At 45.7% G+C, this 12,345-nt stretch carries 10 protein-coding genes; all 10 read left to right on the forward strand.

Going from position 1 to position 12,345, the window contains the following annotated elements; genetic code table 11:
* The first annotated feature begins 268 nt into the window (after positions 1–268).
* The 10 genes from M1K58_RS20740 to M1K58_RS20785 all read left to right on the forward strand — a co-directional run bounded on the left by M1K58_RS20740 (position 269) and on the right by M1K58_RS20785 (position 12,341).
* Entirely contained in the window at positions 269–946 is a 678-nt protein-coding gene (locus M1K58_RS20740) for a Crp/Fnr family transcriptional regulator (RefSeq protein ID WP_256760796.1), read from the forward strand.
* 52 nt (positions 947–998) lie between these two features.
* On the forward strand, positions 999–1,949 hold the full coding sequence (locus M1K58_RS20745) for a nucleoside hydrolase (RefSeq protein WP_256760797.1): 951 nt from the start codon (positions 999–1,001) through the stop codon (positions 1,947–1,949).
* 34 nt (positions 1,950–1,983) lie between these two features.
* Positions 1,984–3,147 (forward strand): BMP family ABC transporter substrate-binding protein, encoded by a 1,164-nt coding sequence (locus M1K58_RS20750; protein WP_256760798.1) that lies wholly within the window; start codon positions 1,984–1,986, stop codon positions 3,145–3,147.
* Between the two features lie 137 nt (positions 3,148–3,284).
* Positions 3,285–4,835: an ABC transporter ATP-binding protein gene (locus tag M1K58_RS20755; protein WP_256760799.1), complete on the forward strand. Its 1,551-nt coding sequence runs from the start codon at positions 3,285–3,287 to the stop codon at positions 4,833–4,835.
* A 31-nt stretch (positions 4,836–4,866) separates the two neighbouring features.
* The gene (locus M1K58_RS20760) at positions 4,867–5,886 is read left to right on the forward strand and encodes an ABC transporter permease (RefSeq protein WP_256760800.1); all 1,020 of its coding nucleotides are present in this window, start codon (positions 4,867–4,869) and stop codon (positions 5,884–5,886) included.
* Positions 5,870–6,784 (forward strand): ABC transporter permease, encoded by a 915-nt coding sequence (locus M1K58_RS20765; protein ID WP_256760801.1) that lies wholly within the window; start codon positions 5,870–5,872, stop codon positions 6,782–6,784. The genes M1K58_RS20760 and M1K58_RS20765 overlap by 17 nt, the downstream gene beginning before the upstream one ends.
* Before the next feature lie 18 nt (positions 6,785–6,802).
* Positions 6,803–8,053: a M20 family metallo-hydrolase gene (locus tag M1K58_RS20770; RefSeq protein WP_256760802.1), complete on the forward strand. Its 1,251-nt coding sequence runs from the start codon at positions 6,803–6,805 to the stop codon at positions 8,051–8,053.
* 16 nt (positions 8,054–8,069) lie between these two features.
* Positions 8,070–9,452 carry a dihydropyrimidinase gene (gene hydA / locus M1K58_RS20775; protein WP_256760803.1) on the forward strand — a complete coding sequence of 461 codons (1,383 nt, stop codon included), beginning with the start codon at positions 8,070–8,072 and terminating at the stop codon, positions 9,450–9,452.
* A gap of 41 nt (positions 9,453–9,493) precedes the next feature.
* Positions 9,494–10,951 carry a CoA-acylating methylmalonate-semialdehyde dehydrogenase gene (locus M1K58_RS20780; RefSeq protein ID WP_306220606.1) on the forward strand — a complete coding sequence of 486 codons (1,458 nt, stop codon included), beginning with the start codon at positions 9,494–9,496 and terminating at the stop codon, positions 10,949–10,951.
* A gap of 37 nt (positions 10,952–10,988) precedes the next feature.
* Complete coding sequence (locus tag M1K58_RS20785; protein WP_256760994.1) at positions 10,989–12,341, forward strand: aspartate aminotransferase family protein; 1,353 nt, start codon at positions 10,989–10,991, stop codon at positions 12,339–12,341.
* Positions 12,342–12,345 lie beyond the last annotated feature (4 nt).

The raw sequence follows: 12,345 nt of genomic DNA on the forward strand, positions 1-12,345 counted from the left end.
CCGTGCGGTTTCTTTCTTTGTTTATTTGTGTAATATGATCAACATTATTTAAGTTTATTTGTGTAATATTATCAACTTTATTTAATATTTTTACTTAAATTTAAAAAGAGGACAAACGTCCTTTTTTTCAGTAAAAGGACTGTGGTATGATGATTTCAGAAATAAGAAATTGAATTATTTAATAAATAATACATATTTTGTAATTATTAAAAATGGAAAGAAAAAAAGAGAAATGTGACGGATTATGAAAGGGTTGTGATTTTTGGATATGGAAAACAAGTCCGAAATAATGAGCCGCTATCCGATCATTGCAGATCTAATTGCTGGAATGCCGGAGAATATATGGGCCGGTTCAAAAATGATAAATCTGAAAAGGGGGGAACAAATATTCGAGCATGGGGTTAACGTTACACACGTGTACATCCTCTGCAAAGGTACTGCAGTTATATCAAGTCATCATGCAAGCGGCAACGAAGCTAGGGTTGTGTTTGTTGGTGCGGGAAACACTATCGGAGAAATGGAAGCGTGTTCTCATGAGAACACCATGAAGTATAGTGCACGCGCTTATACCTCTTGTGATGTGTTCGTCCTTTCAAGAAATGCTTTTGTAGAATGGATAGATTCAGATCATGCAGCTTGCCGAATTATGGTTCTGGTACTTGCGAAGAAGCTCCGCGATGCATCAATGGAAGTTAGCGAGTATATGCAATATGATGCGATCGTACGTATCGCAACGCTTATTCATTCCGAAGAATGCGGTCGTCTGGCTATGACCCGTCAAGAGTTAGCCGAAACCTGCGGAGTGAGTGTAAGAACGATAAACAGATGCTTAACCCGACTTAAAGCTGAGAAAATGATAGGTATCAGTAGGGGGAAGATATTCATTACTCCCCAGCAGAAGCAACTACTTGCCAAATCTTCTTACAACTTTAACAACTTGAATTAGTAGCTTGCTTCCTTAATTGCAAGCGCTAACAACTAACTGGAGGTTATTAAAAATGAAACAAATTATTATGGATTGTGATCCAGGTCATGACGACGCAATTGCGTTGTTGCTCGCATCAAGATCTGATCAAATAAAGATTCTGGGTGTCACAACCGTTGCCGGAAACAGCGAGCTAGAAAACACATCTAGAAATGCTAGAAAAATATTGGATTATGCGGATATTTTCGATGTTCCGGTGTACGCTGGGTGTTCCACTCCGATGATGCGTGATCTTTACAGACTTACAGGTGCAATTATTCATGGTGAGGATGGTCTTGGTGGTCCTACGCTTCCTGATCCGGTAACGCCTATCGAGCAAGAACACGGGGTAGATTTTATTATCCGAACTCTTCGTCAAGCAGAAGAGAAAATTATTCTGGTTCCAACAGGCCCGCTCACTAATATCGCAATGGCACTGATTAAGGCTCCGGATATTAAAGATAAAATTGAAAAAATCGTCATTATGGGCGGTGCGGTTGTCGATCCAGGTAATATCACCTCCGCTGCTGAGTTTAACATCTACGTGGATCCTGAAGCAGCGAAGATTGTGTTTGCAAGCGGATGTAATATTTATCTGAATACGCTAGATATCTCTATGAAAGCCGTGTTCTATGAGGAAGATATTGAACGTGTAAGAGCACAGGGGGATAAGGTTTCAGATATCGTAGCGAGGCTTTTGGATTTCTTTGCGGATACGCATGTCAAGCATTTTGGATTTAGAGCTTGTCCGATCCATGATGCGCTATGCATAGGGGTATTAATAGATGAAAGCCTAGTCGAATTTCAGAAGGTGTTCCTGGATATTTCGGTTAACGATCCGCTTACTCTGGGTGAAACGGTTGCTGATCTGTGGGGGATTACAGGTAATGAGCCGAACTGCTATATTTCCATGAAGGTAGACCGTGAAAAATTCGTGGACATGATTGCTGAGCACATGAAAAAACCATATATATCAAAAAATTAACCGAATGTGCTAATTAAAATCAGGGGGAAAAACAATGAAAAAGATTCGTTTAACCGTTATTGCAATTGTTCTGATGCTTGTCGCACTTACTGCTTGCGGTTCGAACGACACCCCAGCTGCTACAACAGGCTCCACAGCCCCACAGGAAAGTAAGAGCTCGCCTGCTGCTGCGGATAAGGGGAAAGACCTTCCTAAGGTCGTGGCTTTGCTTAACGGTAACCTCGGTGATAAATCATTTTTCGATTCGGCTAACAATGGTATGAAGCTCGTCCAAGATCAGATAGGTAGTGAAACTAAGGTTATCGAAATGGGTTTTGATAATACAAAATGGGAGCCTACGCTTCTAGATATTTCTGATCAGGATTACGATGTCATCATCGTAGGCACATGGCAGATGCAGGAAATCCTTCAGAGAGTTGCACCTCAATATCCGGATAAGAAATATATTATTTTTGATTCCGCTGTGGATTACAGCAAAGGCGATCTTAAAAATGTATACTCCATCACGTTTAAGCAGAATGAAGCGAGCTATCTTGCAGGTGCATTGGCTGCCTCTGTTGCGAGTACGACTGAGCTTCCTAACAGCAATGGGAAAAAGCTTATCAGTGCTGTAGCAGGTATGGATATCCCTGTAATTAATGACTTCTTGGCAGGATATATCCAAGGTGCCAAGGATGTGGTGCCGGATGTTAAGGTTGCCATATCGTATGTTAATGACTTTAACGATACAGCTAAAGCTAAGGAGCTTGCTCTCGCACAGTTCAAGATGGGTTCAAGCGTAGGCTTTAATGTAGCAGCACAAGCTGGTTTAGGGCTGATCGATGCAGCGAAAACTTCTAATGTCTATGCAATAGGTGTAGATGCGGATCAGGCTATGTCTATGCAGGCTACTAATCCCGATACAGCTAAGCTTATCGTTACATCCGTCTTGAAAAATATTGATAACGTGCTGCTCCGTTCCATTGAAATGCATATTGCGGGCACGCTGAAGTACGGCGAGGTTGATGTACTAGGGATTAAAGAAAAAGCTGTGGGTCTGGCTGACAACGAAATCTATCAGTCCGTTATTCCGCAGGCGATGAGAGATAAGATTATAGAGCTTCAAGCAAAGATAGAAAATGGTGAGACAGCGGTCCTTTCCGCTTTTACGCTTAAGCCGGAAGAGTTCAATGCTCTCAAGAATTCCGTAAAACCGTAGTTTAGATAGAATCTCAGAACAGAGAGGGAATCGTGTCGTGATCTCCCTCTCTGTTTCTTCAATCTCAGTATTCTCTCTATCTCATGGCACTGGAGGAGAGGATTGAATGACTGCCGCCGCGGAATGGAGGAAATCGGATGGATATATTACAGATGAATGAAATCTCCAAGGTGTATGGAAATGGAATATATGCCAATCGGCGTGTTAACTTCTCCGTCTGTGAGGGGGAAATCCATGCTCTGGTAGGTGAGAATGGTGCGGGAAAAAGTACTCTGATGAAGGTACTGTTCGGACTGGAGAAACCGGATAGCGGTCAGATTATTGTGAAGGGTACACCTGTATCCTTTCAATCTCCGCAGGATGCCATGGCTATTGGAATCGGGATGGTACATCAACACTTTATGCTAGTCCCTTCGTTGTCCGTTACTGAGAATGTTACTTTGGGCTTTGAGCCTATGGGAAAAGCTTTTATCGACCGTAAGACAGCTAGAAAAAAGGTACAGGAGCTTTCAGATACGTTTGATTTGAAGATTGATCTCGATATGCCTGCTAGTAAGCTTGCAGTAGGGATTAAGCAGAAGGTAGAAATTTTAAAGGCGCTATATCGCGGTGCGAGAATTCTGATTCTCGACGAGCCGACTGCAGTTCTAACCCCTCAAGAAACGGTTGAGCTCTTTATTCAATTGAAAGCTTTGAAGGAGAAAGGCTTTACAGTGATCTTCATCTCCCATAAGCTGCGCGAGATTAAGCAGTTGACAGATCGAGTTAGTGTAATGCGTCGAGGTGAGCTGGTTGCTTCCGTGAACACGGAGGACGTAAGTGAGGAAGAAATATCCTCGATGATGATTGGTGGAGGATACTCAGGCCATATCGTTAAGTCTCCTGCTGTGCCTAAGGAAAACCTTGTGGAGATTAAAGATGTTAAGTGGAAAGACAGGAACAGCGTTCCTGTTGTGAACGGTGTCACGTTCTCCGTTAGAGCTGGCGAAATTGTTGGTATTGCAGGTGTAGAGGGTAATGGTCAAGATGAGCTTATCGAGATGATTACCGGCTTAAAGCGATATGACAGTGGAGAGATTCAAATGTTCGGAAGCTCTATTAAAAATGAGGAAATCAGTTCTCTGCGAGAGCGGGGAATGTCCTATATTCCTAGCGATAGGATGACACTTGGTGTCGCGACTAGTATGAGTATAGAAAATAACCTAATATCGACAAAAATCAATGATCCATCCATTTATTCGGGCAAGCTCCTTAGTGCTTCTAAGATTGCTCAGTTAAGCGCAAAGCTCGTGTCCGATTTTAGAATTAAGTGTGGTTCCTCCAAAACCGAGGTAAGTATGCTATCTGGAGGCAACATTCAGAAGGTAGTCGTTGCTCGTGAGTTTACCCAGAACGCCCGCCTGATCATTGCTGAGCAGCCTACCCGTGGCATAGATGTCGGCGCTGCGGAATTCATCCACAATAAGCTGGTTGAGCTTCGTGATAGCGGATGCGGAGTGCTGCTTGTATCTGCGGACCTGGACGAGCTGACTAAGCTTTCAGACAGCATCATTGTTCTTCATAACGGGCAAATATCCGCCTACATCGAGAACGTATCAGCTGTGAGCGAAATTGAGCTTGGACACTATATGCTAGGTGTCAATAAGCAGAGCGCTTCAGACATAGGGAGGGCTTACCATACGAAGTAAATCAGGCCTTTTTAATGTAATTACAACAGCAATGGCAATCGTGATCTCCTTGTTAATCGCTTTTATCATTATTTTCATTGTAAGCGATCAGCCAATGGAGGCTATCCATTCGTTGTTGCTCGGACCCTTATCATCCATGCGTAATTTTGGCACTGTTATTGAAATGATGATTCCAATTACGTTCACTGGACTTGCCGTGTCGATCATGTTTCAAGCGGCACAATTCAATCTGGCATCTGAGGGTTCATTTTTCATGGGGGCAGTTGCTGCTGCCGCTGTTGCGACGAAGCTTTCTTTGCCACCAGTATTAAGCATCATGGTCTGTCTTCTAGTAGGCGCAGTTGCCGGAGCATTCGTATGCGCGATTCCAGCTATCCTCAAGGCAAGATTTAACGCTAGCGAGATGGTTTCCTCTTTGATGCTCAATTATGTCGTCTTATTTCTCGGCTTGTTTATCCTTAACTTCTTCTTGCGTGATCCGAGCTTCGGTATGCTCGCATCCTTTCCCCTACCAGATGGATCGAAGCTTATACACTTTATCCCGAAAACAAGAATACACGCCGGCTTATTCATTGCTGTCGTGCTTGTCATTGTAACCTACCTATTCCTCTACAAAACGAAGAGCGGTTATTCGATCCGAACGTTAGGTCAGAATGCTAAGTTCGCCCACTACTCCGGGATTGGAGTCGGCGGGGCGATTGTTTCTTCACAAATGATTGGCGGCGCTGTCGCTGGGCTTGGCGGTTCTGTTGAATTGTTGGGCATGTATGATCGCTTCCAATGGACATCTCTTCCGGGATATGGCTGGGATGGGGTTATCATAGCGATACTTGCACGCAATAAACCTCAATATGTACCCCTTGCTGCATTCTTCCTTGCTTATCTTCGTATCGGCTCAGGCATTATGGCACGAGTGACTGACGTTCCAAGTGAGCTCATTATTATTATCCAATCCATTATGATCATGTTGATAACCGCTCAAGCCTTACTAGGAAAGCTGAAACACAAGCTTGTTGTAAAGGAGACTATCGCTAATGGAAACCCTAGTTAGTCTTATTTTTACAACCGACTTTATAAGCTCAGTGATCCGTGTAACGACTCCGATCTTGTTAGCAACGATGGCAGTACTCGTATCTAGCCGTGCAGGAGTTCTAAACATAAGTATAGAGGGGACGATGCTCTTTAGTGCACTAATGGGTGTCGTTGGCAGCTCTTACACGGGAAGCGCATGGCTAGGCTTGCTCATTGCCGTCATTTCGGGTGTAGCGTTCTCCTACTTGCTCGCATTCTTTCATTTACGCCTGAAGACAGATGTTATTCTGACTGGGATTGCACTCAATCTCTTTTCAAGTGGTTTTACGGTGTTCCTCTTGTTCATGCTCACGGGTGACAAGGGGGTTTCTACCAAGCTGGCAAGTAAAGTGCTTCCTAATATCAACATCCCGTTTATTGAGGATATTCCTGTACTGGGAAAAATCATATCCGGACAAAATTTCCTGACCTATGCGGCGGTAATATCTGTAATAGCTCTGCATATTTTCCTTCGTAAGACGAGGACGGGTACTTACATCCGAGCGGTTGGTGAAAGTCCGGAGGCTGTTGCAACCGCTGGTAAATCCGTCAATAATATTCGCCAAACGGCGCTGCTAATAAGCGGTGGCTTGGCAGGTCTTGGCGGAGCCTTCATGTCGATGGCGTACTTATCCATGTTTACGAAGGATATGATTGCTGGACGCGGATTTATCGCTCTTGCTGCGGAAGCAATGGGAATGAGTAATCCGTTCTTATCCTTCCTTGCCTCGTTGTTGTTCGGATTCGCTGATGCGCTATCCAATAACCTGCAATTGATCAATATCCCAAGTGAGTTGACGCGTGTCGTCCCTTACTTGCTTACGATTATTGCCCTTGCTATTTACGCGGCACGGGCGAAGGCTAAATCCAAGTCATAGAGGAGGAGATTGGCTGGTATGAGCTTAAGTATTCATTCAAGTAGGCTGGCTAACCGAATTCAGGAATTAGCAAGAATCGGACAAATTGGTGAAACGGGGGTATGTCGATTAGCTCACTCCCCAGAGGACAGACAGGCGGTAGAGCTGGTTAAGAGCTGGTTTGAAGCGGCAGGTCTAGAAGCGCGAATCGATGCATTCGGTAATCTGATTGGAAGATGGCAAGGGCGAAATCCAGAGGCTCCGGTACTTATGCTGGGATCCCATATCGATAGTCAGCCATATGGAGGACAATTCGATGGAACAATTGGTGTGTTGGGCGCCTTGGAAGCTGTGCAGACGTTAATAGAAGAGGGCTGGATTCCGGACATGTCGATTGAGATTACTGCTTTCGCTGACGAGGAAGGCTGCCGTTTCAATAAGGGACTGTTCGGGGTTCGTGGAATTTGGGGACAGCTAGAGGAAGGGGAACTCGACAGGGTAGATAAAAATGGTGTAACCAGGAGACAAGCGTTGCAGGAATTCGGCTGCGATCTAGATCAATTAATCGCTTCTAGCTATCGCGAAGGTCAAGTGAGTGCCTATTTGGAGCTTCATATCGAGCAAGGTCCTTTATTAGAGGAGATGAAGGAGCCTATTGGGATCGTCACTGGTATTTCTGGACCGATATGGTTAACCGTAGAATTCAGCGGTTTCGCCGGACATGCAGGCTCTGTGCCTATGAAGCTGCGTAAAGACGCTATGCTAGGCGCTGCCAAGGTTATCACGGGCTTGAATGAGTTAGCTTCCCGTGTGGAAGGAGCACCGACTGTCTCCACGGTTGGTTCAGTTGCTGTCTTCCCAGATTCTCGCAACATCATTCCTGAGCGAGTTGTGTTTACGGTAGATCTAAGGGATATCGATCTTGAACGTAGAAACCGACTAGAGGCGGAGCTATACGATATGATTCATCGAGTCGCCCTGGAAGGTGGCTTAACTTACACAATAACCGAGGATACGAGGAGCGATCCACGTTATTGTACGGATCGGATCAAGAAGGTAATGAGCAATAGCGCTGCGGATATGGGGATGCAACCTCCAGAGCTGATGAGTGGTCCATTTCATGATGCATTAGTCATGTCATACCACTGTGATTATGGGATGATCTTCGTTCGCTGTAAGGAAGGAATCAGCCATAACCCTGCAGAATTTGCCGCTATGGAGGATATCGAGCTTGGCGTGGAGCTGTTATATCGAACGGTGAAGAGGATGACCAGTGTCTCAGGAGTCTGATAGGGGGAGTGGTAGGATGAAGCGGCTGATCAAGGGAGGCACAATTGTCACTGCCTGCGATATTTATACAGCAGATATTCTGATCCATCAGGATAAAATTGTGTCCATAGGTTCTAATTTGCAAGAGAACGACGCAGAAGTGGTGTCTGCAGAGGGCATGTATGTGTTTCCTGGAGGGATCGATCCTCATACGCATCTCGATATGCCCTTCGGGGGAACCACAACCAAGGATGATTTTATTAGCGGTACGAAAGCAGCGGCCTTCGGAGGAACAACGACGATTATTGATTTCTGCCTCACAACTAAGGGGCGTTCATTGAAGGAAGCAATTGATACGTGGCATGAGAAGGCTCGGGGGAAGTCGGTTATTGATTACAGCTTTCACCTTATGGTGTCGGAGATAACCGATGAGGTGCTTGAAGAGCTTCCGCGAATGATTGAGGATGAAGGCATAAGCTCATTAAAGGTATTCATGGCTTATAAGAACCAGTTTCAATCCGATGATGAAACCTTGTTCCGAACTTTGCTGCTTGCAAAGGAGCATGGTGCTTTAGTTATGGTTCATGCGGAGAACGGCGATGTGATCGAATATTTAACGAAGCAAGCACTTGCTAATGGCAATACGGACCCGATCTATCACGCGTTAACGCGACCCCCGGAGCTTGAAGGTGAAGCTACAGGTCGAGCAGCTTATTTGTCAGCACTAGCCGACTCGCAGCTCTATGTCGTACATGTCACAAGCGCGGAAGCCGTCAGGAAGATTGAAGAAGCTCGTAGTAAAGGCTTCCGAGTGTATGGTGAAACATGTCCGCAATATTTGGTTCTTGATCAGTCATATTTGGAAAAGCCAGATTTTGAGGGTGCTAAGTACGTCTGGTCTCCCCCACTACGTGAGAAATGGAACCAGGATGTTCTATGGAATGCACTTAGAACAGGACAATTGCAGACGATTGGATCAGATCAATGCTCCTTTGATTTCAAAGGACAGAAGGATTTGGGACGTGGGGATTTCACGAAAATTCCGAACGGCGGACCGATGATTGAAGACCGCATCAGTATTCTATATTCGGAGGGTGTAAGTAAGGGACGGATAACGCTGAATCAATTTGTCGATATGACCGCGACACAGAGCGCCAAGCTGTTCGGTTTATTCCCTAAGAAAGGGACGATTGCAATTGGGAGCGATGCCGATCTTGTCCTATTCAATCCGAATGCGGAGCGTACGATCTCGGTCCAAACGCATCATATGGCGGTAGACTACAATCCTTTTGAAGGTCTAAAGGTCACGGGGGAGGTTGTATCGGTATTCAGCCGTGGACAGCTCATCATCAAGGACAAAAAGTTTGTTGGCAGCGAAGGTAGCGGACAATTCCTGAAGCGTAATAAGTTTCAAAGGTGATGGATCAGAGAACACGAGTGATTACGATGTGAGGTGACGGGATGATTAATGAGGGGTTAGAAATCAAAAATTTCATTGGTGGACAGTGGATAAGCTCACAAAGCACAGTTTATGAGGATGTGCCGAATCCCGCTACGGGACTTATCATCGCAAACGTTCCACTATCAACAAAGGCTGATGTGGATTTAGCTGTAGAAGCGGCGCAGAAGTCTTATGAGAGCTGGCGGAACACTCCCGTTCCCAGACGAGCAAGAATCCTGTTTCGATATCAGCAATTGCTGGTTGAGCACTGGGAACAATTAGCGACTATTGTTACAACAGAAAATGGAAAAAGCTATGTGGAAGCTTATGGTGAAGTACAACGCGGAATAGAATGTGTGGAGTTCGCAGCTGGCGCGCCAACACTGATGATGGGCGAACAGCTTCCTGATATTGCGACGGGGATAGAATCCGGGATGTATAGATACCCAATTGGTGTCGTTGGTGGCATTACCCCGTTTAACTTCCCTATGATGGTTCCTTGCTGGATGTTCCCGCTTGCGATCGCTTGTGGTAATACGTTTGTTCTCAAACCGTCGGAGCGTACACCGCTGCTGGCTAATCGCCTAGCGGAGCTGTTCCAGGAAGCGGGGCTTCCAGATGGCGTGCTGAATATCGTACACGGTTCCCGAGATGTCGTGAATGGGCTTCTAGAGCACCCGGTGGTTAAAGCCATTTCTTTCGTCGGCTCGCAGCCGGTCGCTGAATATGTATATCGGGCAGCCGCGAACAATGGCAAGCGTGTTCAGGCATTAGCTGGTGCTAAGAATCATTCCATCGTGCTGCCAGATGCAGACATGGACAATGCTGTGAGTAATATTATAAGTGCTGCATTTGGTTCCGCAGGTGAACGCTGCATGGCCGCAGCAGTTGTCGTTGCTGTAGGTGACATTGCAGACTTGCTGGTTGAGCGGTTGGTGGCAGCTGCTAATGCCATTAAGATCGGAAATGGAATGGAGGAGGGCGTCTTCCTTGGACCCGTTATTCGGGAAGAGAATAAGAGCCGAACCTTTAATTACATTGAAGTTGGGGTAAAGGAAGGCGCCGTATTGGCCAGAGATGGTCGCAAGGATGAAGCTGTAAGCTCCAATGGCTTCTTCATAGGCCCAACTGTGTTTGATCATGTAAAGCCTGGGATGACCATCTGGTGTGAGGAGCTATTCGCTCCCGTGCTTTCCATTGTCCGAGTCGCAACTTTGGCTGAAGCGATTGAAATCTCTAATCAATCCGAATTTGCCAATGGTGCCTGTCTGTACAGTGATAGCGCCAAGGCGATTCGCCAGTTCCGCGAAGAGATCGATGCAGGGATGTTAGGTGTTAATCTGGGTGTTCCTGCTCCAATGGCCTTTTTCCCTTTCTCCGGATATAAGAAATCATTTTATGGTGATCTGCATGCGAACGGTAAGGACGGAGTCGAGTTTTATACGCGGAAAAAGATGCTGACTGCACGGTATATATAGAGGGGAGTAGGTGAAGAAGTCAATGTCTAAGGATATTATGGATTTGAACATAAAGGAAATGCAGGAGAAAGACCGCCAATACTTGTGGCATGCCATGTCACCTTATCAAGAGGAAGTACCGTCTATGATCGTGACATCGGGAGAAGGCTCATGGATCACGGATATTAGCGGTAACCGATATTTGGACGGAATGTCTGGCTTATGGTGTGTGAATGCAGGTTATGGCAGGGAAGAATTGGCGAAGGCTGCATATGATCAATTAACGGTAATGCCCTATTATCCTTTGACTCAGAGCCATCTTCCAGCGATTCAGTTAGCAGAGAAGATCAATGAGTGGCTGGAAGGGGATTATGTGATCTTCTTCTCAAACAGCGGCTCAGACGCTAACGAGACGGCCTTTAAGATAGCCAGACAATACTACAATCAGACTGAACGGCCTAATCGCAGCAAGTTCATATCTCGTTATCGGGCCTATCATGGCAATTCTATGGGGGCATTGGCGGCGACTGGGCAGGCTCAACGCAAGTATAAATATGAGCCGCTTGGATCTGGCTTTTTACATGTGCGCCCACCGGATGGTTACCGTCGACCTGAAGGAATGACCCTGGAGCAATTCAATGTACAGTGTGCTCGCGATATTGAAGAAATGATTTTGTGGGAAGGGAAAGAAACGATTGCAGGAGTGATTATGGAGCCCGTTATTACGGGAGGAGGAATGATCGTTCCCCACCAGATTTACTTCGATGAAGTACAACGGATTTGTCGAGAGCATCAGGTACTGCTCATTATCGATGAAGTGATTTGCGGTTTCGGTAGGTCGGGTCGTAAGTTCGGACATATGAATTACAACGTGAAACCGGATATTGTTACGATGGCTAAAGGATTAACTAGCGGGTATTTGCCGCTTTCCGCGACGGCGGTACGCAGAGAAATATTCGAAGCTTTCAAGGATCGACAGCCCTATAGTCACTTCAGGCATGTGAATACGTTTGGAGGTTCTCCGGCACCTTGCGCTCTAGCATTAAAAAATCTTGAAATTCTTGAGCGTGAGGGACTGATAGAGCGGTCACGGATTCTCGGAGAAAGACTGTATGACGGAATGAAGGATCTTCTCGATCATCCTCTGGTAGGGGACATCCGCAGCTTTGGCTTCTTAATGGGTATCGAGCTCGTTAAGGACAAGACTACGAAGGAACCGTTGCCTCTGCCCGTCGTGACGAGGATCATTGCTGAATGTAAAGCACGCCATTTGATTATAGGCAAGAACGGAGATACAGTGGCTGGGTATAACAATGTCCTCACGATTTCTCCTCCATTAGTCACTACAGATGAAGATTTGGAATTCATTGTGCTTACTTTAAAGGCAGTTATTAATCAAATAAGAGGGTGAACAG

This window comes from Cohnella sp. WQ 127256 (assembly GCF_024519285.1).
Lineage (GTDB): Bacteria > Bacillota > Bacilli > Paenibacillales > Paenibacillaceae > Cohnella.